Here is a 21,209-nt window from a genome sequence, read left to right as displayed (position 1 = left end):
CCCGCGATGTCCGCCGTGTCGGGAAGTATCCACCGGACCCTCGTTCTGGGCCAGGAACGCCTTCGGGCCGCACCCGCCGTCAGGCGGATGCGGCCCGAAGAACGGTCCGTGAGGGTGCGGCGCGCCAGCCGGTCCGGTGCGCCGCGGCGTGCGCGCGGTGTCGTGTGTGCGCGCGGGGTCCCGCGTGGGCGGGACGGCCGCTCAGCGCGGCGGGGCGAGCGCGTGCACCTCGTCGACGGCCGCGCCGATGTCCGCACCGCGCGCCAGCAGCTTGCGGGCCAGGACGGTGACCCGGGGCCAGTTGACCGCGGTCACCCCCACCAGCGCGCCCGCGTCGTCGGAGTACAGGGCGGCCACCCGACGGCGAGGGCCGTCGGGTCCGTCCAGGACCTTGCAGTCCGCGGCCCCGGCGGGCCGCCCGACGACCTGCACCTTGTGGTCGTACTGGTCGCTCCACACGTACGGCAGGGCGTCCTGACGGCCCGGCCGGTCCGGATGGACGATGTTGTGGGCGACGACGGCGGACTGGTCGACGGCGTTGGTCCAGTGCTCGGTCCGGCGGGCGTCGGGGTCCTCGGGACCGCGCCAGCGGGCGACGTCGCCGACGGCGTGGACGCCCTCGGCGCCCACCGCACGCCCGTACTCGTCGCAGGCCACCCCGTCGGCGACGTGCAGACCGGAGCCCGCGAGCCACTCGACGTTCGGCAGCACACCGATGCCGACCACGACGGTGGCCGCCTCCAGGACGGTGCCGTCCGCCAGGCGCACCTGGAGGTCCCCGCGCCGTCCCCGTACGTCCTCGACGCCGACCCCGAAGCGGGTGACGACCCCGTGCCGTGTGTGGATGTCGGTCAGCAGGCCGGCGATCTCCGGCCCGACCGAGCGGGCCAGTGGCATCGGATCCGGGTCGACCACGGTCACCGGCAGGCCGAGCAGGACGGCGGTCGCGGCGGCCTCCATGCCGATGAACCCGCCGCCCACGATCACCACCGGTCCGCCCGCTGAGAGGTCCGCGCGCAGGGCGAGCGAGTCGGACAGTTCGCGGATCAGGTGCAGGCCCGACTCGACCTGCCAGGGGGAGGGTCGGGCCCGGCAGCCGGTGGCGATGACGCAGTGGTCGTAGGCGAGGCTCTGTCCGTCGTCCAGCAGCACACGTCTGCCGTGCACGTCCAGGCCCCGGGCCGCGGTCCCCGTCCGCAGTTCGACGCCCGCCTCGCGCGCCTCGCTCTCGGTGAGCAGCGAGAGCCGCTCGGCGTCCCACTCGCCGGAGAGGAACTGCTTGGACAGCGGAGGCCGGTCGTAGGGCAGCTGCGACTCGGCGCCCAGCAGGACGATCCGGCCCCCGAAGCCCTGCTCGCGCAGGCCGAGCGCCGTGCGCACGCCACCGACTCCGGTGCCGACGACGACCGCGGTGCCGTGTGTGTTCGGCTCGTTGGTTGAGGTCATGGCGGGGGCTACGGCTCCTCGCGGTCGACGACGATCGCGCGGGCCGGGCAGGCGTGCGCCGCGGAGCGCACCGCGGCCGCGTGCGGTGCGGGGTCCTCGTCCAGCAGGACGACGATGCCGTCGTCGTCCTGGTCGAAGACGTCCGGTGCCTCGAGCACGCACTGACCCGCGCCGATGCACTTGGGGTAGTCGATCTCGATGTTCATGTCGCTCACCTTTCTTCTCCCCACGCCACGGGCAGGGAGTGGACGCCGTAGACGACCATGTCGCCGCGGTAGTCGATCTCGTCGAGGGGCACCGCGAGCCGCAGGTCCGCGAAGCGACGCAGGATCGCCGGGTAGGCGGTCTGGAGCTCGATGCGGGCGATGGGCTGGCCCAGGCACTGGTGGATGCCGTAGCCGAAGGCCACGTGGTGGTTCTGCTCCCGATGGATGTCCAGCAGGTCGGGGTCGGTGAACTGCCGCGGGTCGCGGTTGGCCGCGTCGCCGGAGGCGATGACGCCCTCGCCGGCCCGGATCAGCGCACCGTTGACCTCGACGTCCTCGACGGCCACCCGGCGGCGTCCGATGTGCGTCACGGTGAGCAGCCGCAGCAGCTCCTCGCACGCCGCGGCCACCTCCTTGTCGTCACCGTCGCGCATGATCGCTGCGTACTGCGGGTTCTGCAGCAGGAACAGCACGCCGAGGGCGATCTGGTTCGCGGTGGTCTCGTGACCGGCGACCAGCAGGAGGATGCCGAGGGAGGCGACCTCCCGTTCGGTCATCTCGCCCGTCCTGACCCGGCGTTCCACGATCCGGCCGAGCAGGTCGTCGGTCGGCTCGGCCAGCTTCCGCGACACGAGTTCGGTGAGGTAGGAGGTGAGCTCCTCGACCGCGCGCCCGGCCCGGGCCGGGTCGCCCTTGACGTCGAGCAGGGCGTTGCTGTGCTCCTGGAAGAATGTGTGCGCCTCCTGCGGGATGCCCAGCAGTTCGCAGATGACCGTCGAGGTCAGCGGCAGGGCGTAGTCCGCGACCAGGTCGGCGGTGCCGCCCGAGGCCTCCATCGCGTCCAGCAGTTCCTCGGAGATCCGCTCGACGGTGGGGCGCAGCGCCTCGGTGCGACGCACGGAGAACTCACCGGTGATCATCCGGCGGTGCCGGGCGTGCTCCGGGTCGTCCATGGCGATGAACGTCGGGTTCGCCTTGTGCTGCTGCTTCATCCCCGCGGAGGTGACCGGGTAGCCGTCCCGACCCGGGTCCGAGCTGAACCGCGGGTCGGACAGGATCGCCCGCACGTCGTCGTACCGGGTCACCAGCCAGGGCAGGCTGCCGTCCCAGGTGCGCACCTGCGCGACGGGCTCCTCCTCCCGGAGCCGACCGATCTCGGCCGGAGGGGAGAAGGGGCATCCCCGGGCCATGGGGTAGGCCGGCGCACCGCTCTTTTCACTGCTCATCGTGTCCACCTCGTCGTGTCGAACCTGCTGGTCGGGGAGTGCCGCGTCTCAGTCGTCGAGGAGCGGGAACTCGTACGGGGGCGTCTGGACGTACCCGCCGTCCAGGTGCAGCACGGAGCCGGTGATGTAGGAGGAGGCGTCCGAGCAGAGCCACAGGTGCGCGTTGGCCACCTCGTCCGGCTCACCGATGCGGTGGAGGTTGCTCATGATGCGCCGGTAGGCGTCGACGTCGCGCCGACGGGCGCGCAGGCCCTCCTGGAGCATCGGGGTGTCGATCGCCCCCGGGGCCACGCAGTTGACCCGGATGCCGTACTTGCCGTAGTCCAGCGCCGCGCTCTGGGTCAGCGACCACACCCCGGCCTTGGCCGCGTTGTAGACGGGCGAGTTCCGGTTCGGGCGGAAGCCCACGATGGAGGCCACGTTGACGATGGAGCCCCCGCCGCCCTGCGCCAACAGCTGCTTGATCTGGTACTTGTTGCAGTGGAACGTGCCCTTGAGGTCGACCGCCATGATGCGGTCGTACGTCGCCTCGTCGAACTCGGCCACCGGCTCGTTGTCGTTGGCGACGGCGGCGTTGTTGACCGCGCAGTCGAGCCGCCCGTACGTGGCGACGGTGGCGGCGACCATGGCCTCCACCTGCTCCGCGCGGGAGATGTCGCAGGAGAGGAAGGTGGCCCGACCGCCCGCCTCCTCGATCTCCGCGACGACGCGCCGACCGGCCTCCTCGTTGAGGTCGACCACCGCCACCTCCGCGCCCGCGCGGGCGAAGAGTTTGGCGGTCGTCTCACCCATGCCCTGGGCCCCGCCGGTGACGATCGCTACTTTGCCCGCTAGGGCCTGCTCGGTCATGTGCCGCGTCCTTCTGTGTGGAGGGGGAGTTCAAAGATGGGTGAGGGGTCGTCCGGCGCGCAGTGGTGCGCCGGACGACGGGATGGGGAGGAGGGGTGGTGGGGCGGAGGGCGGGCCGGGACTCACCCGACGGCCGTGCCCCCGGTCACCTCGTCCACGAGGAAGACGCGCTTCATGTCCCGGTCCACGAAGGTGAGTTCGTCCTCCCGGACCCGTGCCGCCTGGGCGGGGTCGCGGAACACCTCCATGGCGCGGTCGAAAGCGGCCCGGTCCGCGTACCGCATGTCGGTGATGACGTCGAAGTCCAACGGGTCCTGCCCGGGACCGGCGTTGACCCCGCCGGAGACCGTCGCGTGGTCGACGTAGTTGCGGCGGTAGTCCGCGAGGTGCTCCCCCACCAGGGAGAGGATCAGCGGGACGTGCACCTGCTCGTAGTGGGTGCGGAACTCCTCGGCCGAGAGGCCGGGCTTGCGGGAGAGAACGGCGATCAGCTTGATCAAGGGGTCCTCCCGAGACGTCGTCCGGCCCCCGGGACCGGACGACGGGCTCGTGTGCGTGCGTGTGCGTGGGTGGTTCGGGACGGGTGGTGCGGGGTGGTGCGGGGGTCGGCCGGCGCGGGTGCGCCCGGCCGGGACCGTCCGCGCGGGTCAGAAACGTCCGCCGTCGACCGAGATGATCTGGCCGCTGACGAACGCGGCCGCGTCCGAGGCGAGGAAGGTGGCCACGCCCACCAGGTCCTCCGGGCGACCCCAACGCCCCAGGGAGGTGCGCTCGAGCGCGCTGGAGAGCGCCGCGTTGCGGGGGATCGACTCGGGCGTGACGTACTGGTCGTCGATGATCAGCCCGGGGGCGATCCCGTTGGCGCGGATGTTCCAGGTGCCCCACTCCCTGGCCATGTACTTGGTGAGCATGATCAGGGCGCCCTTGGCCACGCCGTAGGCGTCGACCCCGGGCGAGGGCACGATCCCCGTCGGGGACACGATGTTGACGAAGGATCCGCCGCCGGCCGCGGCCATCTTCGGCACCAGGTGACGGCCCGTGCGCACCACGCCGAGGATCACCGGGTCGAAGAAGTTCAGCCACGCCTCGTCGGGCGTGCTCAGGAGGTCGCCCTGCTGCGGGCTGCCGCTGGGCACGGCCGAGTTGACGACGGTGTCCACACGCCCGAAGGCGGACCAGACGTCCTCGACGAGGGCGGCGGTGCCGGCCGCGTCGGTCAGGTCGCCCGCGGCGTACCTGACTTCGTTGCCGGTGGCCCCCTGGATGCGCTCGGCCGTGGCCCGCAGCCGCTCGACGTTGCGCCCGCCGATGACGACCCGCGCACCGGCGGCCGACATCGAGGTGGCGAACTGCGATCCGAGGTTGCCCGAGCCCCCGGTGACGAAGACGACCTTGCCCTCGGGGAGCAGGGGGGAGGAGGTGCTGCTCATGCTGGCCTTCCGTCGGTCGGGTCAGGTCCGGTACGGGTGTACGGCAGTGCGGCGAAGTGTCGTCACTCGCCCTTGGCGTGCTCCGTCACGGCCGCGGTGTCCTGGTAGAAGACCTCGACCTTTTTGATCTTCCCGTCGACGACGTACCAGAGTTCGATGACCCGCATCGGCAGCACCTTGCCGGTACGGCGGTTGCGCATGTTGAGGTCGGCGTCCGCCAGGACGACGTCACCGGCGTCGCGGTACTTCACGTGGAAGGTGTTCACCGTGGACTCGAACAGGTCGGTGATCTGCCCGATCATCCGGTCGAAGCCGTCCGCGCCGTGCCAGTCGCCGCCGTAGGGCAGGCCCTCGGCCTCCACGGCCACGAAGTTGTCGGCGAGCAGCTCGAAAGCCGCCTCCTTGTTCCCCTTGAAGAAGTACAGGTCGGAGAATTCCGCAACGATTCGCACATTGTCGGTTGCAGACAGGTTCTGAATGTTCTCGTTCAGGGCCATGATGTCTCCCGGTTCTCGAGGTGAACTGGCCGAGCGGCGCTCGTGCGTCGCGCCGGCCGCCGTCCGGAGGGATTATGCGACTTAGCGTCTCAGATTAGCTGGGGCAGGTCAATCGTCCGGCACAGGCGAAATGCGGAGCGGGCGGAAGCGGCCGGGCCGCCCGCCGGCATGCGCGGCGGCATGCGCGCGGGACGGGGCGGCGGCACACGCGCGGACGGGACGGCGGCCTGGAGGGGCGGAGCGGCGGCGTCGAGGGACGTACGCCCGGTCCCGGGGGGGGACGGCGGTACGGCGGCGGCCCCGACCCGCCACCCCGTGAGGTCGGGCGGTGGGTCGGGGCCGACGTACGACCGCTCAGATCGCGTCCGGGCGGGACGCGCCGCGCAGGAAGAACATCGGGACGGTCAGTAGCACCGTCCCCAGGCACATCAGCGCGGAGACCTGGAAGACGGCCATGAGCGCGTCGGGGTCGGTGTAGCTCGCCGCGCCCACGTCCAGCGCATAGCCGGTCGTCACGGCCGCCACCACCGAGCTGGCCAGCGCCGTGCCGACCGCGCGCAGCAGCGTGTTGAGCCCGTTGCCGGACGCCGTCTCGCTCTCCGGCACGGCCCGCATGATGAGGGTGGGCATGGCCGCGTAGGCGAACGAGGCGCCGACCGCCACGGCCACCGAGCCGGCCACCACCTGGGTCAGGCCGCTGCTGAAGGCGGACCTGAGCAGATAGGTCGTGCCCATTAGGGCGGCACTGGCCAGCAGCGTCACCCGCGGTCCGCACCGCCGCACGATCCCGGCCGTCACCGGGGCCATGAGGCCGAAGGTGACGGCGTTGGGGGCCAGCCACAGCCCCGCCTCCCGCAGGTCCATGCCGAGGCCGATCCCGTCGTGCGCGGGCGCCTGGAGGAGCTGCGAGGTCACCAGCAGGTCGGTGTACATCGCGAACCCCATGAGCAGCGCGGAGAGGTTCACCAGCAGCACCTCGGGACGCACCGCGACCCGCAGGTCGACCACCGGCCTGCGGGCGCGCAACTGCTGGGGCACCCACACGGCCAGGGCCAGCACCGCGCAGAGCGCCGAGACCAACGTCGGCCGCGACGTCCACCCCCAGGTGCCCCCCTTCGACAGGGCGAGCAGCAGGGCGCTGAGCGCGACGGACAGCAGCAGGGCCCCCGTCAGGTCGAACCGGCCGGGCGAGCGCACCGGCGACTCGTCGACCACCAGGGCGATGGCCAGCAGCACCACCGCGCCCAGCCCGCCGGTGATCCAGAACAACGCGTGCCAGTCCAGATGGGCCGCGACCAGCCCGGACAGGGGCATCCCGACCCCGGCCCCCACCGCCAGCGTCGCGCTCATCAGCGCGACCCCCAGGGGGACGTGGTGCGGGGGCAGCATGTCCCGCATGAGCGCGATGCCCACCGGGACGAGTGCCATGCCGGTGCCCTGCAACGCCCGCGCGACGAGCATGGGCGCGAGCGAGTCGGTCAGCGCCCCGATGAGGGAGCCCACGACCATGGCGACCAGCGAGACCAGGACCATGCGCTTCTTGCCGTACATGTCGGCCAGTCGCGAGATGGTCGGCGTGGCCAGCGCACCGGCCAGCAGGGTGGCGGTGAGGAGCCAGGAGGCTCCGGCCGCGTCCGTGTCGAGCAACCGCGGCAGGTCGGGCAGCAGCGGCAGCGCGATCGACTGGTTGAGGGACACGGCGGTCCCGGCGAGGGACAGGACGACCAGCATCAGCACGGCGCGCGAGTCTGTGGTGGGCGTCATGGGGTGGTGGCTCTCCTGCTTCGAGGTCCCTCGCCGGGAGGGGCGGACCGGTGGCCGGGTCAGGTGTTCGTCCATACGGGCGGGCGCTTCTCGACGAAGGCCCGTGCGCCCTCGGCCGCGTCGGCCGACGAGCGGACCCGGTCCACGTCCGCGCGCTGACGGTCGAACATCTCCGCCTCGGACCAGTCCGGGGCCGAGACGACCAACTGCTTGGCCACCCGCACCGCCATGGGCGCGTTGCCGGCGATGGAGAGGGCCAGCTCCACCGCCCGCTCCCGGGCGGTGCCGGGCGCGACGACCCGGTTGACCAGGCCGAGCGCGTGCGCGCGGGCCGCGTCCACCGGTTCGCCGGTCAGCACCATCTCCAGGGCGACCGCGCGCGGCACCCGACGCGGCAGGCGCAGGACGCCTCCCGCGGCGGCCACCAGTCCGCGCTTGACCTCCGGCAGCCCGAACCAGGACGCCTCGGAGGCGACGACCATGTCGCAGGCCAGGGCGATCTCCATGCCGCCGCCCAGCGCCTTGCCCTCGACCGCGGCGATCAGCGGCTTCTCGGTGGCGCGCTCGCAGATCCCGAAGGCTCCCCGGCCCTCCACGAGGGGGCGTTCCCCCGTGGCGCTGAAGGCCTTCAGGTCCATCCCCGCGCTGAAGACGGGCCCCGCCCCGGTGAACACCGCGGCCATGACGTCCTCGCGGGCGTCGACCTCGTCCAGGGCCGCAGCGATCTGCCGGGCGGTGGGCAGGTCGATGGCGTTGCGGACGTCCGGCCGGTCCAGTGTGACGACCGCGACGCCCCGGTCCACCTCGAAGGTGACGGTGCGGCTCATCGCGGCGACATCCGGATCGCGCCGTCCAGACGGATGGTTTCGCCGTTGAGCATCCCGTTGTCGATGATCGACAGGGCGAGCTTGGCGTACTCGTCCGGGTCGCCGAGGCGGCTGGGGTGGGGCACGGTGGCCGCCAGCGAACCGCGGACCTCCTCGGACAGCCGCGCCAGCAGCGGGGTGTCGAAGGTGCCCGGCGCGATGGTGCAGACGCGGATGTTCTTCGAGGCCAGGTCGCGGGCGGCGACCAGGGTCATGCCCACGATGCCGGCCTTGGAGGAGGCGTAGGGGATCTGGCCGATCTGGCCCTCGAAGGCGGCGACCGAGGCGGTCAGCACGACGACGCCGCGGTCGCCGTCCAGAGGCTCGTTGCGCGCCATCCGGGCCGCGGCCAGGCGCAGCACGTTGAACGAGCCGACGAGGTTGATCTGCACGATCTCGGAGTAGGTCTCCAGCGAGCCCGGAGTGCCGTCCCGGTTGACCAGGCGGACCGGACCGCCGCGACCGGCGCAGTGCACGACGGCACGCAGCGGCGCCGCCTCCTCGGCCGCGTCGAGGACCTTCTCCAGGGCGTCGGCGTCGCGCACGTCGGCCGGCACGAACCGCACGCGCTCTCCGAGTTCGTCGGCGACCTCCTTGCCCCGCGACGCCTCCAGGTCCGCGATGACGACCGTCGCGGCGCCCGCGTCGAGCAGGCGGCGCACGGTGGCCAGCCCCAGCCCGGACGCGCCGCCCGTGACGACGGCGGAGCTTCCTGTGATGTTCATCGGTGGTGTCTTCTTCCTGTCGGGGGCGTTCGCTTCAGAAGCGTTCGGTTCACGAGCGTGCGGGTCAGAGGCGTTCGATGAGGGTGGCGTTGGCCATGCCGCCGGCCTCGCACATGGTCACCAGGCCGTAGCGGCCGCCGGTGGCTTCCAGGCCGTGCAGCGCGGTGGTGAGCAGGCGGCCGCCCGAACCGCCCAGCGGGTGGCCCAGGGCGATGGCGCCGCCGCGCGGGTTCAGTCGGGCAGGGTCGGCGCCGAAGTGCTGGGCCCACGCCAGCGGAACGGGTGCGAAGGCCTCGTTGACCTCGTAGTGGTCGATCTGGTCGATGGTCAGGCCGGTGCGCTTCAGCAGCTTCTCGGTCGCCGGGATCGGCCCCGTCAGCATCGTGATCGGGTCGTCCCCGGCCAGCGCGAAGGAGTGGAACCGCGCCCGCGGGCGCAGCCCGAGCTCCCGCGCCTTGGTCTCGGACATGATGAGCAGCGCGGAGGCGCCGTCGGCCAGCTGCGAGGAGTTGCCCGGAGTGACCTTCCACTCCCCGATCTCGGGGAAGCGCGCGCTCATCTCGGGGGTCTCGAAGGACGGCTTGAGGCCGGCCAGGCCCTCGACGCTGGTCTGCGGACGGACCGTCTCGTCGGCGCTCACGACAGTGCCGTCGGGCAGGGTGATCGGCACGATCTCGTCGCCGAGGTCGGTGGCGGTGGCGTTGGCGTGCGAGCGGGCCGAGAAGGCGTCCAGGTCGTGCCTGCTGAAACCGCGGCGGGCGGCGATGAGTTCGGCGGAGACGCCCTGCGGGACGAGCCCGGGCGCGTAGCGCTCGGCGACGGACGGGCCCCAGGGGTCCTGTCCGATGCGGGCGGTGAGCATCGGGATGCGACTCATCGACTCCACGCCCGAGGCGATGACGATGTCGTGCGCCCCGGCGATCACGGCCTGGGCGGCGAAGTCGGCGGCCTGCTGGCTGGAGCCGCAGGCTCGGTGCACCGTCACCGACGGCACGCTCTCCGGCAGTCCCGCGGCCAGCCAGGCCCAGCGGCCGACGGGTCCGGACTGCTCCCCGACCTGGCTGACGCATCCGGTGATGACGTCGTCCACGATCGCCGGGTCGATGCCGTTGCGGTCGACGAGCCGGCGCAGCACCTGGCCGAGCAGTTCGACCGGGTGCAGTGAGGACAGGGCTCCGCCGGGCCGCCCGTCGCGGGGGGCCTTCCCCTTCGCCATGGGCGAGCGGATCGCGTCGACGATCACGGCGGTGTTGGTCATGTCTGACTCCCCAAGAAGCTGTTCGGCTCGGTGGACGTGCCTTCTGGTCCGGTGCGCGTGCGTCCCGTCGGGTGCGGGGCGGGGTGTGCTGGTGCCGCCGGGAGCCGTCGCTCCCGGACCGCCCCCGGACCGCCCCCGGGCCGTCCGCGCGGACGGTGTCGCCGCGGCGGCGAAGGGGCGGGGCGCGGTCGGCCTCCGTTCCCCGTACGAGGCGGGGTGCGGGGGCCGGGCGCGGGGCGGACACGGCCGGTCCGGCGTGCGGGTGACTGCGTGGCGCTCGGGGTGTGTGCCCGGTCGCGCCTCGCGCGCTCAGGTGTTCATTGCGGTGTTCGAGGGCATGACCCGGGACGTGCGTCGCGCTCGACTCCCGCTGTCGAGCGGTCGGTTCGCGCTTGTGTCCGGGCCATAGTTTTGAACTATAGTGTCTCATAAGAGGTGCGGCAAGGTCCGTTTCGCGGAAGGGGCGGACCGGTTCCGCCCGGACCGGACGGAAGGAACGACGTGAGTGTTGACGCGAACCCCGGGGGTGTCCCGGCGGTCACGAACGTCTCCGAGCCCCCGCCGCCCGAGGCGCCCGAAGGCGACTGGACGGACTGGGCGAACCAGATGCCGAGCGTGGTCGCGCTCGGTCTCGAATGCACCGCCGTGGACGAGGGGCGGGCGGAGTTCGTCCTCGATTCGCGCCACTTCCCGCTCAATGCCAACGGTGCGGTCAACGGGGGGCTGCTCGTCAGCGCCGCGGACCAGGTCATGGGCGTCATGGCGGTGCGAGGGGCGCGCTCGCACGCGTACGCGTTCACGATCAGCATGGCGGCGCAGTTCCACCGCTCGGCGATGCCGCCGGTCCTGGTGCGCGCGGAGTTCGTGCCCGGGGGCAAGCGGGTCGCCTTCGTCAACGTCGAGATGGAGGGCGCGGACGGCGTCCGCTGCGCGTCGGCCCAGGGGGCCCTGCGGATGAGTGCGGGGGAGCGGGTCGAGCCCGCGGCGCCGGAGGGATGATCCCTTCGGCGGGTCGGCGGGTCGGCGGGTCGGCGGGTCGGCGAGTGCGTGCCGCTCGTCGCGGCCGCGGGTGCTCCTTGACGCCCCTGCCGGGTTGTGAGTCAATGCATCTCATAATATCCGGCCGGGGTCGACCGCCTCCCGGCGCGTGACCGCCGGTCACGGCCGTACGGAGGCCGGGTGTGGGCGCCAGGAGAGGGCCCGGCCCGGCGGTGACGCGTCGGCAGCCGACCGCCGCCCCGGACTGCGGGAGCGCGACGGTCCGTGGTGACGGCGAGCGGGTGCGCCCCGCACGGTGGCGCGCCCGTCGTGGCCACCGGAGCGCGGGAAGGCTCCACCCCGAGGGGTGAGCGAGCCCGCCCTCCGCCACGACACCTCCGCACGACACCGCCGCGCGCCGCGCCGGTGCGCGGACCGGCCGGAACCGCTGCGGCCGCCCGACGCCCAGACGTCGGCCGGCCCGGGACGAAGGGAACGGACCACATGGCCGCGGAAGGCAGCGCGTCGGACCCCGTGTCGATCGAGACGGAGTTCCTCTTCGACTACCTCGTCGAGCTCAAGTCCCACAGCCGCCCCTCCTACGTCTTCGGCGAGACCCCCTACGGGCAGCGCATCGTGGGCGGGGTGGAGGGCGGCTGGGTCGAGGGTCCCCGCCTCAAGGCCACCATCCTGGAGGGCATGGACTACGGGATCCTGCGGTCGGACGGTTACGTCGCCCCCGACGTGCGGCTGGTGCTGCGGACGGACGACGGCGAGCTGATCCTGATGACCTACACCGCCGGCCGCCTGGGCCCCTGGCCCAAGGTCATGGAGGCCAGGGGCGGTGCGAAGGTCGACCCGGGCGAGATCGACTGGATCCTGACCTACTCCTTCGAGACGGCCTCCGAGAAGTACGACTGGCTCAACCGCACGCTCGCCGTGGGGCGCGGGGCGATCACCGAGGCGGGTTTCCGCTACCGGGTGGACGCCCTTCGATGACCTGCCGGACCCCGTCCGACGCGGGGCCCTGGCTCGGGGGAGGGGGTGGGCGCGTGCGGGTGCCCGCCCCCTCCGTGTGCGGCGGGGACGGTCCCGCCCCTTTGCGGGGTGGGACCGTCGACTCCCGCCGCGCGAGATGTTGTGAGATCTTAAATTTCAGAAAAATGGATCGCGGCCCGAGCGGGCATCGGGCGTGCCCCCTGCCGGACCGGGCAGGGGTGCCACCGATGCCGCGGAGGTGTCGAGTGTGATGCGGACGGAGCGTGACTGCGGGATGAGCAAGGTTGATCTACGGAACGACGACGGGCGCTGGACCCTGACGTTGACCGACCCGGATCGGCGCAACTGTCTGGACGAGGTGATGATCCGGGAACTCGGCGAGGCGGTGTCCACCGTCGCCGCCGACGCGGACGCGCGCACCCTCGTGGTGACCGGCGAGGGGACGGCGTTCTGCGCGGGCGCGGACCTGCCCGCCCTGTTCGGCGAGGCCGGGGAGCGCTCGGTCGCCGATCTGCGCCGTCACCTGCACACCGTCTACGACAGCTTCCTCAGGCTGCGGGCGCTGGAGATCCCGACCGTCGCGGCGGTGCAGGGGGCCGCCGTCGGCGCCGGGCTGAACCTCGCCATGGCCTGCGACGTCCGCATCGCCGGTCCGCGCGCGTCGTTCGCGGCGACCTTCTCGAAGATCGGCCTGCACCCCGGCGGCGGTTGCACCTGGTTCCTGGTCGACGCCCTCGGTCCGCAGAAGGCGCTCGCGCTGCTGCTCGACGGCGGCGCCCTGCGCGGCGAGGAGGCGGTCGCCCAGGGGCTCGCCCTCCGCGTCGTCGACGATCCGCTGGCCGACGCGCACGAGACGGCCGCACACTGGGCGGCGATCGATCCGGCGCTCGCCCGCGACATCAAGTCGGCGGTCGGCGTGGCACGCACCGGCGACTTCGGCGCGACCCTCGAGTTCGAGTCGTGGGCGCAGGCGTCCTCGGCCACCGGGCCGGCGATCCAGGAGGTCGTCGCGAGTTTCCGCAAGAAGTGAACCAGGACGGGGGGCTGCCGACGGCGGTCCCCCGTTCCGGTCGTCGGCTCGGCGACCGTGTCCGCTTCGGCGATGACGCCCCGGGTCCGCCCGCGGGCGCGAGGGTGCCTTCGTGCACCCCGTTCCACGTGAAACACGCATTCCGGCGGCGCGCGATACCCATGAGGCGCCGCTCATCCGTCTGGAGGACCGACATGCGCGTAGAGGTCGATCAGGGTCTGTGTTCCGGGCACGCGCAGTGCGCCGTGGCCGCGCCCGATCTGTTCCAGCTGGACGAGGACGGCTATGTGCTGCCCTACGACGGCGAGGTACCCGAGGAGCGGGAGCCGCAGGCGCGGGTCGGGGCCAGGGCCTGCCCGGAGCGTGCGCTGAAGATCCTCACGACGGACCCGGGGGCGGCGGCGGGATAAGCCGGCCCCCGATACGACGATGCGCGGCTCGCAGGGACCTGTGGTGGTGGGTCCCTGCGGTGCCGCGCTTCTGTGCTGCCGTGGGGGCCGAACGCCGAACGCCGATGGAAGCCTGCGTGCGGGTGCCTGTGTGCCGCTGCCTGTACGGGTGTCCGGGCCTGAGTCCGTGTCCGCCCGCGTGTGCGCGTCCGGTGCCAACACCGGACGTGTCCGGGAGCGAGGACGAGGGCGGGAGTGGCACCGGCGGTGACGGCGTGTCGGCCCGAGGCCGCGAGGCTCTCCGACGGGGCGGTCTCCCGACGGTGCGTCCCGGGGAGGCCGGGGCCGACGAGGGGTGACCGGTGCGCCCCTGGCGCGAACCCGGTCGACGGGCGCTGCCGCCGCGCATCGGGAACGGCCTTCGTGCGGATCGTGCGGACCGTGCGGAACGGGTGGACCGGGCGAACCGGGTGGTCCGGGCGGTCCGGCCGCACCGCGTGCTCCGGGTGCTCCAAGAGCCCCGAAGGCCCCGCGGCCGGTCGCGGGGGCCGTGGGTGGGGCAAGGCCGGCGTGCGTCTCCTCGTGCGCGGCACGCCAGCCCGGTTTCCTGCGATGTCAGTCTGCGGAACGGGAGGTCGACCTCCTCGGGGTGAGGGTGTAGTCATCGAGATCCACATGGCGGGTGCGGGCCCAGTACTCGGCGTTCGTCCAGGGGAGGTTCGTGACGATCCGCCCCTTGTCGTTGCGGTAGTAGCTGGTCATGCCGGGGTGGCTCCACACCGCGCCCTCGAGGGCCTGGTCCAGCTCGGTCATGAAGCGCTCGAAGGGCTCCGCGCGGACCTCGGCGCTGCCGATCCCGTTCTCGCTCATGTGGGTCAGCAGCTCGATCACGTAGCGGACCTGCATCTCGACCGTCATCACCAGGCTTCCGCCGTGTCCGGCGTTGGTGTTCGGGCCGAAGAGCATGAAGAAGTTGGGGAACTCGGGGACCGTCATGCCCAGGAAGGCGCGGGCGTCGTCGGCGCCCCAGGCGTCGCGCAGCGCGGTGCCGCCGCGCCCGCGCAGCTCCATCGGGCCGAGCATGTTGATGGCGTCGAACCCGGTGGCCAGGACGATCACGTCGGCCTCGACGCGGTGCCCCGAGGTCGTGGTCACCCCGCCCTGGTCCACCGTCGCGACGCTCTCCGCGATGAGGTCGACGTTGTCGCTGGTCAGGGACTCGAACCAGCCGTGGTCGAGCAGCGGACGCTTGCCGTACGGGGGGTAGCTGGGGGTGCTGGCCTCGATCAGGTCGGGGCGGTCGGCCAACTGGCGCGCGATGTAGCCGGTGAGGAAGCGGCGGTGCCGCTCGTTGGCGGCGTTGACCGAACGCTCGGGGTGCTCCCAGGCCGGATCGACGCGCAGGATCGGGTACATCCGGTCGCCGAAGTTCCACACCTGGCGCAGCCGGTACCAGCCCAGGTACCAGGGCACGTGCTCCATCAGGAACTTCTTCTGCTCGCTGACGTCGGCGCCCGCGTTGGGGTTGGGCAGGATCCACTGGGCCGAGCGCTGGAAGACGGAGACGTGGGCGGCCTTCTCGCGGATGGCCGGCACGAGCTGCATGGCCGAGGCCCCGCTGCCCACGACCGCCACGCGCATGCCGGTCAGGTCGAGGTCGGGGTCCCACTGCGCGGTGTGCACCACCGGTCCGGTGAAGGAGTCCAGTCCCGGCAGGTCGGGCCGCGAGGGACGGTTGAACTGTCCGACGGCGCTGATGACGACCCCGAAGTCGGCCTCCCGGGCCGTACCGTCCGAGTGGCGCAGCACGACGTGCCAGTGCTGGGCCTCCTCGTCCCAGGTGGCGGACTCCAGTTCGGTCCCGTAGTGGACCTTGTCCTGTATGCCGTGCTGCTCGGCGACGTCGACGAGGTAGCGGTGCACCTCGCCCTGGCCGGCGAAGTACCGCGGCCAGTCGGCGCGCTGGGCGAAGGCGAAGGAGTACAGGTGGACCGGGGTGTCCACACCGCACCCGGGGTAGGTGTTCTCGTGCCAGGTCCCGCCGACCGCCTCGTTCTTGTCGATGACGGTGTACGGCAGTCCGGCCTGCTCGAGCCGGATGGCGGCGGCCAGGCCGGAGAAGCCGGTTCCGACGATCAGGGTGTGCGGCGCGGCGCTGCGGGAGCGCTCGGAGAGGGGCGCGGGCTGCCGGTCGGCCGTGCCGATCTCCTCGGCGAGCAGGCCCGCGGTGTCCTCCGGCACCGCGTCCCCGACCACGACACCGAGGATCTCGGCGAGCTTTTCGGGCGCCGGGGCGGGTGCGTGGGGCAGGTTCCCGCGCAGGTGGTCGAGGATCACTCGGTGGGCGACCGCGCGCAGCTTCTCCTGGGACTCCTCCAGCAGTCCGGCGTCGTCGTGATCACCCGGACCTCGCATGGGGCCGGGTGCGAACTGCTCTTGTAGATATGACCAGTTGCCCGTGATGTGGGTGAGGACGGCAAGGATCGTGGGGAGGTTGGCGTCCTTCAGTGCCCAGGCGAGTCTTTCTTCGAAAGCGGCGCTGTCGACGTCGTCGGTTCCGATGTCGGATGTCGAAAGTGTCACATTTTGTCCTTTGTCGGTGGGGAGTGCGCCCCGTGGTGGCCCGCTGAGCCGCCACTGGCCACGCGGCTGTTGAGATAATAGACTGTCGGTCTCAATAAGGCACCAAGGTGTCGATACGAGAGGTCTCAGAATGGATGAATCCAAGCTCGTGTGTCTGCGGCTGAGCCGACCGGCCGGGGGCGTCCTGCAGATCACCCTCGACCGCCCCGATCTGATGAACCGGGTCGACGAGGACTTCCACCGCGAGATGATCGAGGTCCTCGGCGAGGTGGCCGGCGACCGTTCGGTGCGGGCGATCGTGCTGGCCGCGACGGGCAAGGTCTTCTCGGCGGGCGGCGACTTCGACTTCATGCGCCAGGCCCACGCGGACGTCGACGTGCGACAGCGGACCGTGGACGACGGACGTCGCCTCGCGGACGCCTTCATGATCATCCCGCAGCCGATCGTCGCCGCGGTGCACGGAGCGGCCATCGGGGTGGGCGCGACGCTCGTCCTGCTCTGCGACGCGGTGGTCGCGGCACGCGCCGCGAAGATCGCCGACACGCACGTGGCGGTTGGCCTGGTGGCCGGCGACGGAGGCTGCGTGGCCTGGCCCCATTCCGCCGGAATGCTGCGCGCGCGTCGCTACCTCCTCACCGGGGACGCCCTCGACGCGGCCACTGCCCACACGTTCGGGCTGGTCACGGACCTCGTGGACACCCCTGAGGAGACGCTCGCGGTCGCGCTGGACATCGCCGGGCGGATGGCCGCCCGTGCCCCGCTCGCCGTCCAGGGCACCAAGCGGGCCCTGAACCGGCTCACGGCACAGCGTGCCGGAGAGGTGCTCGACCTCTCGTTCGCACTGGAGCAGCAGACCCTCGCGTCCGAGGACCTGCTGGAAGGGATCAACGCCTTCCAGGAGCGTCGGCCGCCGGAGTTCCGCGGGCGCTGAGCACCGCGGGAGCACGCGCACCACACCGCGGACGGGTCCGCGGCCGACCAGCCAGGGAGACAGAATGACCCATCGAAGGATCTCGACCCGCTTCACCGAACTCTTCGGCGTGACGCACCCCTTGGTACAAGGCGGGATGCAGTGGGTCGGGCGCGCCGAACTCGTGGCGGCGGTGGCGAACGCCGGCGCCCTCGGGTTCATCACCGCGCTCACCCAGCCGACCCCCCAGGACCTCACCCGGGAGATCGAGCGCTGCCGGACGATGACGGACCGACCGTTCGGCGTCAACCTCACGATCCTGCCGTCGATCAACCCGCCGCCGTACGCCGAGTACTGCCGCGCCATCATCGACTCGGGCGTCACCATCGTGGAGACCGCGGGCAACCTGCCGACCGAGTTCGTCGAGATGCTCAAGCCCGCGGGCGTGCGCATCCTCCACAAGTGCACCAGCATCCGACACGCGCTCAAGGCCCAGTCCGTGGGCGTCGACGCGCTGAGCATCGACGGCTTCGAGTGCGCCGGGCACCCCGGCGAGGACGACATCCCCGGACTCGTGCTGCTGCCGCGCGCGGCGAGCACCCTGTCCATCCCGTTCATCGCCTCCGGGGGGATCGCCGACGCCCGGGGCCTGGTGGCCGCGCTCGCCCTGGGCGCGGACGGGGTCAACATGGGCACCCGCTTCATGTGCACGGTGGAGTCGCCGATCGCCACCCCGATCAAGGAGGCGATCGTGGCGGCCACCGAGCGGGACACCGAACTCATCTTCCGCCCGCTGCGCAACACCGCCCGGGTGGCGAGCAACAGCGTCAGCCGCGAGGTCGTGCGCAAGCTCGCCGAGGACCCCCGCTTCGAGCCCGTGCGCGAACTCGTGGCCGGGGCCCGGGGACGACGGGTCTACGAGGAGGGGGACCCCGAACTCGGCATCTGGACGGTCGGCATGGTCCAGGGGCTGATCGACGACATCCCCACCGTCTCCACACTCGTCGACCGGGTGGTCGAGGAGGCGTGCGGACTGATCGAGAAGCGGCTGACGGGGATGTCCTCCCGGGTCGAGGAGGTGGCGGCGTGAACGACGCGGTCATCGTGAGCGCGGTGCGCACCCCCGTCGGCACGGCGTTCAAGGGGACGCTGCGGGAGACCGGCGCCGACGAACTCGCCCGGCAGGTGCTCCTCGCGTGCGTCGAGCGCTCCGGCGTCGACCCCGAGGCCGTCGACGACGTGATCCTCGCCGAGTCGCTGGCCGGCGGCGGGGTCCTCGCCCGGCACGCGGCGGTGGCGGCGGGCATGCTCTCCGTCCCCGGCCAGGCGGTCAACCGGCACTGCGCGGGCAGCCTCACCGCGCTGGGCAACGCGGCCGGAGCCGTGCGCGGCGGTGCCGCGCAGGCGGTCGTCGCGGGCGGGACGGAGTCCGCCTCCACGGCTCCCGCCCTGGAGTGGCGGGAGCCCGGCTCGGACCGGACCCGCACCGGCATGGGGCCGACCTTCCCCCACTACGAGGGTGCCAACGACGACGTCACGCTGATCGTGGGCTGGAGCGCCGCCCAGGAGGCGGGCCTGTCCCGGCAGGAACTGGACGCGTGGGCGCTGCGCTCGCACCGCAGGGCGATCGCCGCGATCGACGAGGGCCTCTTCGCCGACGAACTCGTGCCGCTGACGGTCACGCTCGGCGGCGAGCGGGTCGTCTTCGACCAGGACGAGCACCCCCGCCGCGGCACCTCGATGGAGAAGCTCGCCTCGCTGAAGCCGGTGCACCCCGAGATCGAGGGGTTCTCCGTCACGGCGGGCAACGCGAGCGGGATCAACGACGCGGCGGCCGCGCTCATGGTGGTGAGCGCGGAGTACGCCCGCGAGCACGGCCTCGAGCCGCTGGCCCGCATCCACGGCTGGGGCGCCGTGGGCGTCGAGCCGCACCGCACCGGCATGGCCGCCGCCGAAGTGATCGGCAAGCTCCTGACACGCTCCTCGCTCTCCGCCGCGGACATCGCGCTCTGGGAGATCAACGAGGCCTTCGCCTCGGTGCCGCTGGCCGCCTCGCGCGTGCACGGCATCGACGAGGAGAAGATCAACATCCATGGCTCGGGGTGCAGCCTCGGCCATCCGATCGCGGCCTCGGGCGCGCGCATGGTGACCACGCTCGTGCACGCCCTGCGACGTCGGGGCGGTGGCCTCGGCATGGCGGCCATGTGCGCCGGCGGCGGCATGGGCGGGGCGGTGGTCGTGGAGGTGTAGACGGGCCGCGCCCCTGGACACGGGGGTGCGGCGGACCGCCGGGCGGGGGCGACGGAAAGGCCCCCGCCGCCGGTGGGGCGGAGCGTGGCCCGCTCCCGCGCCGCGAGGTCGGCGGGAGCCTCGGGCGCGCCGGTGTACGAAGCGGTGAGGGAACCCGGATCGGGGCATTGTTATTTTGAGATTCCGGGTCTAACGTCACGTTCGAAACCGGCGGGCGCTTTCCTCGGTGAGGAGGAATGCGCCGTGAAGGGTGGAGGGAACGTGCCCGAGTTCACGCACACGGTTCGCAGTCTCACCTATCCGGAATGCCCGCGCTGGCGGGGAGACCGGTTGTATTTCTCCGACTTCTTCACGAACCGGATCCTGTCGGTCTCCCTCTCCGGGGAGGTCCGGTGCGAGGTGGTGGTGCCGAACCAGCCGGGCGGTCTGGGCTTCCTGCCCGACGGACGGCTGCTGTTCGTGTCCGTGAAGGACCGTCGGATCATGCGGCGCGACGGAGCGGAGTCGGTGGTCCACGCGGACCTCTCCGAGGTGGTCCCGCACCACCTGAACGACATGGTCGTCGACGCCGAAGGGCGGGCCTACGTCGGCAACATGGGGTTCGACCTGCGCGGTGGTCGGCCGGTGGCCCCGGCGGACCTGTGGCGGGTCGACCCCGACGGGACCTTCGAGAGGGTCGCCGAGGACCTGGCCTTCCCGAACGGCTCGGTGATCACCCCCGACGGGCGGACCCTGATCGTCGGCGAGTCCTTCGCCAACCGGCTGACCGCCTTCGACCTCGAGGACGGACGGCTCTCCGGGCGCCGGACCTGGGCCCGCTTCGGCGAACCGCCCACCACCACCGACGCCGGTGAACTCATCTCCACCGTCGACGTCTCCGCCGATGGGATCGCACTGGACGCCGAGGGGGCGATCTGGGTGACCGATCCGCCGCACAGGCGCGTCCTGCGCGTGGCGGAGGGCGGCGAGATCCTGGCCGAGCACGTCTTCGACCAGGGGGCCTACGCCTGCGCCCTGGGCGGTCCCGGCCGCTCCACCCTGTACGTCTGCCTCGCGCCCACCTGGGACGCGACCGAGGCGGCCGCCCTGAGCGGCGCGTCGATCGTGCAGATCCCGGTCGACGTCCCCGGCGCCGGCATTCCCTGAAAGTCCGCGGAACGGGTCGTCGCGGAACTCTCTCGAAAGAAATCCGGCAGAGCCGAACATTCGAAAGAAAGGTGTGCGAAATGTCGAGCACGGAACCTCAGAAGATCAGCGTCGTCCTCTTCCTCAAGCGCAAGCCGGGAACGACGAAGGAGGAATTCGCCGCCCATTACAACCGCATCCACGCCAAGATGGCGCAGGACTGTTTCGGGCACCTCTACGACAGCTACACGCGCAACCTGGTCCGCTCCTCCGGCGAGCACGCCAGCACCTCCGACACCAACGCCTCCGTCGGTGACGACCCGTACGACGCCATCACGGTGATCACGTTCCGGGACCGGGAGGCGCTCGCCGGGATGCAGCGCCTGGTCCAGGACCCGGACCAGCTCGCCGCCTTCCTCGACGACGAGGACAAGTTCCTCGACCGCTCCTCGAAGATGGCGTTCATGTGCGACCAGTACGCCTCGGAGCCCGTGAGCGGCTGACCCGACGGACGTCGGCCCCGGCGGAAGCGTTTCTGCGGTCCTGCCGGGGTCGAGGCGGCACTCGCGCACGGGGACGGGAGCACCCGTGCGCGGGACGCGGCGGCCCGTGTCGTCGTACCGCCGCCCACCCGGTACCTCCTCGTCCGTCGACACACGCGGCGTCGACGGACGAGGA

At 72.1% G+C, this 21,209-nt stretch carries 21 protein-coding genes; 9 read left to right on the top strand and 12 right to left on the bottom strand.

The features are described from left to right. Positions 1-201 precede the first annotated feature (201 nt). The 11 genes from ACFPZI_RS18275 to ACFPZI_RS18225 form a co-directional block, all read right to left on the bottom strand. Positions 202-1,446, bottom strand: a complete 1,245-nt coding sequence (locus tag ACFPZI_RS18275) for an NAD(P)/FAD-dependent oxidoreductase (RefSeq protein ID WP_381364240.1) — start codon at positions 1,444-1,446, stop codon at positions 202-204. 8 nt (positions 1,447-1,454) lie between these two features. Next, entirely contained in the window at positions 1,455-1,652 is a 198-nt protein-coding gene (locus tag ACFPZI_RS18270) for a ferredoxin (protein WP_355896427.1), read from the bottom strand. Positions 1,653-1,657: 5 nt separating this feature from the next. Next, positions 1,658-2,878 (bottom strand): cytochrome P450, encoded by a 1,221-nt coding sequence (locus ACFPZI_RS18265; RefSeq protein WP_355896430.1) that lies wholly within the window; start codon positions 2,876-2,878, stop codon positions 1,658-1,660. Between the two features lie 48 nt (positions 2,879-2,926). Next, positions 2,927-3,727, bottom strand: coding sequence for an SDR family NAD(P)-dependent oxidoreductase (locus ACFPZI_RS18260; RefSeq protein ID WP_355896433.1), 801 nt, complete (start codon positions 3,725-3,727; stop codon positions 2,927-2,929). A gap of 122 nt (positions 3,728-3,849) precedes the next feature. Then, a complete protein-coding gene (locus ACFPZI_RS18255; RefSeq protein ID WP_381364238.1) occupies positions 3,850-4,227 on the bottom strand; it encodes an EthD domain-containing protein in 378 nt (125 codons plus the stop codon). Positions 4,228-4,374: 147 nt separating this feature from the next. Further along, on the bottom strand, positions 4,375-5,157 hold the full coding sequence (locus ACFPZI_RS18250) for an SDR family NAD(P)-dependent oxidoreductase (RefSeq protein ID WP_355896439.1): 783 nt from the start codon (positions 5,155-5,157) through the stop codon (positions 4,375-4,377). A 62-nt stretch (positions 5,158-5,219) separates the two neighbouring features. Then, positions 5,220-5,654: a nuclear transport factor 2 family protein gene (locus ACFPZI_RS18245; protein ID WP_381364236.1), complete on the bottom strand. Its 435-nt coding sequence runs from the start codon at positions 5,652-5,654 to the stop codon at positions 5,220-5,222. A 354-nt stretch (positions 5,655-6,008) separates the two neighbouring features. Continuing rightward, a complete protein-coding gene (locus ACFPZI_RS18240) occupies positions 6,009-7,418 on the bottom strand; it encodes an MFS transporter (RefSeq protein ID WP_381364234.1) in 1,410 nt (469 codons plus the stop codon). Between the two features lie 59 nt (positions 7,419-7,477). Further along, positions 7,478-8,245 (bottom strand): crotonase/enoyl-CoA hydratase family protein, encoded by a 768-nt coding sequence (locus ACFPZI_RS18235; RefSeq protein WP_355896447.1) that lies wholly within the window; start codon positions 8,243-8,245, stop codon positions 7,478-7,480. Next, entirely contained in the window at positions 8,242-9,009 is a 768-nt protein-coding gene (locus ACFPZI_RS18230) for an SDR family NAD(P)-dependent oxidoreductase (protein ID WP_355896450.1), read from the bottom strand. Before ACFPZI_RS18230 ends, ACFPZI_RS18235 begins: the two co-directional genes overlap by 4 nt. A 64-nt stretch (positions 9,010-9,073) precedes the next feature. Continuing rightward, positions 9,074-10,267 carry a thiolase family protein gene (locus tag ACFPZI_RS18225; protein WP_355896453.1) on the bottom strand — a complete coding sequence of 398 codons (1,194 nt, stop codon included), beginning with the start codon at positions 10,265-10,267 and terminating at the stop codon, positions 9,074-9,076. 501 nt (positions 10,268-10,768) lie between these two features. On the opposite strand from ACFPZI_RS18225, the gene ACFPZI_RS18220 reads away from it, so the two are divergent. The 4 genes from ACFPZI_RS18220 (at position 10,769) to ACFPZI_RS18205 (ending at position 13,684) form a co-directional block, all read left to right on the top strand. Continuing rightward, positions 10,769-11,266, top strand: coding sequence for a PaaI family thioesterase (locus tag ACFPZI_RS18220; RefSeq protein ID WP_381364232.1), 498 nt, complete (start codon positions 10,769-10,771; stop codon positions 11,264-11,266). Between the two features lie 483 nt (positions 11,267-11,749). Further along, complete coding sequence (locus tag ACFPZI_RS18215) at positions 11,750-12,244, top strand: DUF3237 domain-containing protein (RefSeq protein ID WP_355896458.1); 495 nt, start codon at positions 11,750-11,752, stop codon at positions 12,242-12,244. A 274-nt stretch (positions 12,245-12,518) separates the two neighbouring features. Beyond that, complete coding sequence (locus ACFPZI_RS18210; RefSeq protein WP_381364230.1) at positions 12,519-13,274, top strand: enoyl-CoA hydratase; 756 nt, start codon at positions 12,519-12,521, stop codon at positions 13,272-13,274. 194 nt (positions 13,275-13,468) lie between these two features. Then, on the top strand, positions 13,469-13,684 hold the full coding sequence (locus ACFPZI_RS18205) for a ferredoxin (protein WP_381364228.1): 216 nt from the start codon (positions 13,469-13,471) through the stop codon (positions 13,682-13,684). Positions 13,685-14,278: 594 nt separating this feature from the next. Here the strand turns inward: ACFPZI_RS18205 and ACFPZI_RS18200 are convergent. Beyond that, the gene (locus ACFPZI_RS18200) at positions 14,279-16,246 is read right to left on the bottom strand and encodes a flavin-containing monooxygenase (protein ID WP_381364226.1); all 1,968 of its coding nucleotides are present in this window, start codon (positions 16,244-16,246) and stop codon (positions 14,279-14,281) included. A gap of 130 nt (positions 16,247-16,376) precedes the next feature. On the opposite strand from ACFPZI_RS18200, the gene ACFPZI_RS18195 reads away from it, so the two are divergent. The 5 genes from ACFPZI_RS18195 to ACFPZI_RS18175 all read left to right on the top strand — a co-directional run bounded on the left by ACFPZI_RS18195 (position 16,377) and on the right by ACFPZI_RS18175 (position 21,034). Continuing rightward, the gene (locus ACFPZI_RS18195; RefSeq protein WP_381364224.1) at positions 16,377-17,177 is read left to right on the top strand and encodes an enoyl-CoA hydratase/isomerase family protein; all 801 of its coding nucleotides are present in this window, start codon (positions 16,377-16,379) and stop codon (positions 17,175-17,177) included. 64 nt (positions 17,178-17,241) lie between these two features. Further along, complete coding sequence (locus tag ACFPZI_RS18190; RefSeq protein ID WP_381364222.1) at positions 17,242-18,246, top strand: NAD(P)H-dependent flavin oxidoreductase; 1,005 nt, start codon at positions 17,242-17,244, stop codon at positions 18,244-18,246. Continuing rightward, positions 18,243-19,406 carry a thiolase family protein gene (locus ACFPZI_RS18185; protein ID WP_355896475.1) on the top strand — a complete coding sequence of 388 codons (1,164 nt, stop codon included), beginning with the start codon at positions 18,243-18,245 and terminating at the stop codon, positions 19,404-19,406. The genes ACFPZI_RS18190 and ACFPZI_RS18185 overlap by 4 nt, the downstream gene beginning before the upstream one ends. A gap of 261 nt (positions 19,407-19,667) precedes the next feature. Beyond that, the gene (locus ACFPZI_RS18180) at positions 19,668-20,552 is read left to right on the top strand and encodes an SMP-30/gluconolactonase/LRE family protein (RefSeq protein ID WP_355896478.1); all 885 of its coding nucleotides are present in this window, start codon (positions 19,668-19,670) and stop codon (positions 20,550-20,552) included. An 80-nt stretch (positions 20,553-20,632) separates the two neighbouring features. After that, positions 20,633-21,034 (top strand): EthD domain-containing protein, encoded by a 402-nt coding sequence (locus ACFPZI_RS18175; RefSeq protein WP_355896481.1) that lies wholly within the window; start codon positions 20,633-20,635, stop codon positions 21,032-21,034. Positions 21,035-21,209: the final 175 nt, after the last annotated feature.

The sequence above is a fragment of the Streptomyces chlorus genome (genome assembly GCF_042655885.1).
GTDB lineage: Bacteria > Actinomycetota > Actinomycetes > Streptomycetales > Streptomycetaceae > Streptomyces > Streptomyces chlorus.
Note: the sequence above shows the minus strand (reverse complement) of the source record. Positions and strands in the feature narration are given on the sequence as shown.

Excerpts from the sequence above, each read along its gene's own strand:
- ACFPZI_RS18275 (WP_381364240.1), bottom strand. The coding sequence starts at position 1,446 with ATGACCTCAACCAACGAGCCGAACACACACGGCACCGCGGTCGTCGTC.
- ACFPZI_RS18270 (WP_355896427.1), bottom strand. The coding sequence starts at position 1,652 with ATGAACATCGAGATCGACTACCCCAAGTGCATCGGCGCGGGTCAGTGC.
- ACFPZI_RS18265 (WP_355896430.1), bottom strand. The coding sequence starts at position 2,878 with ATGAGCAGTGAAAAGAGCGGTGCGCCGGCCTACCCCATGGCCCGGGGA.
- ACFPZI_RS18260 (WP_355896433.1), bottom strand. The coding sequence starts at position 3,727 with ATGACCGAGCAGGCCCTAGCGGGCAAAGTAGCGATCGTCACCGGCGGG.
- ACFPZI_RS18250 (WP_355896439.1), bottom strand. The coding sequence starts at position 5,157 with ATGAGCAGCACCTCCTCCCCCCTGCTCCCCGAGGGCAAGGTCGTCTTC.
- ACFPZI_RS18245 (WP_381364236.1), bottom strand. The coding sequence starts at position 5,654 with ATGGCCCTGAACGAGAACATTCAGAACCTGTCTGCAACCGACAATGTG.
- ACFPZI_RS18240 (WP_381364234.1), bottom strand. The coding sequence starts at position 7,418 with ATGACGCCCACCACAGACTCGCGCGCCGTGCTGATGCTGGTCGTCCTG.
- ACFPZI_RS18235 (WP_355896447.1), bottom strand. The coding sequence starts at position 8,245 with ATGAGCCGCACCGTCACCTTCGAGGTGGACCGGGGCGTCGCGGTCGTC.
- ACFPZI_RS18230 (WP_355896450.1), bottom strand. The coding sequence starts at position 9,009 with ATGAACATCACAGGAAGCTCCGCCGTCGTCACGGGCGGCGCGTCCGGG.
- ACFPZI_RS18225 (WP_355896453.1), bottom strand. The coding sequence starts at position 10,267 with ATGACCAACACCGCCGTGATCGTCGACGCGATCCGCTCGCCCATGGCG.
- ACFPZI_RS18215 (WP_355896458.1), top strand. The coding sequence starts at position 11,750 with ATGGCCGCGGAAGGCAGCGCGTCGGACCCCGTGTCGATCGAGACGGAG.
- ACFPZI_RS18210 (WP_381364230.1), top strand. The coding sequence starts at position 12,519 with ATGAGCAAGGTTGATCTACGGAACGACGACGGGCGCTGGACCCTGACG.
- ACFPZI_RS18205 (WP_381364228.1), top strand. The coding sequence starts at position 13,469 with ATGCGCGTAGAGGTCGATCAGGGTCTGTGTTCCGGGCACGCGCAGTGC.
- ACFPZI_RS18195 (WP_381364224.1), top strand. The coding sequence starts at position 16,377 with ATGGATGAATCCAAGCTCGTGTGTCTGCGGCTGAGCCGACCGGCCGGG.
- ACFPZI_RS18190 (WP_381364222.1), top strand. The coding sequence starts at position 17,242 with ATGACCCATCGAAGGATCTCGACCCGCTTCACCGAACTCTTCGGCGTG.
- ACFPZI_RS18175 (WP_355896481.1), top strand. The coding sequence starts at position 20,633 with ATGTCGAGCACGGAACCTCAGAAGATCAGCGTCGTCCTCTTCCTCAAG.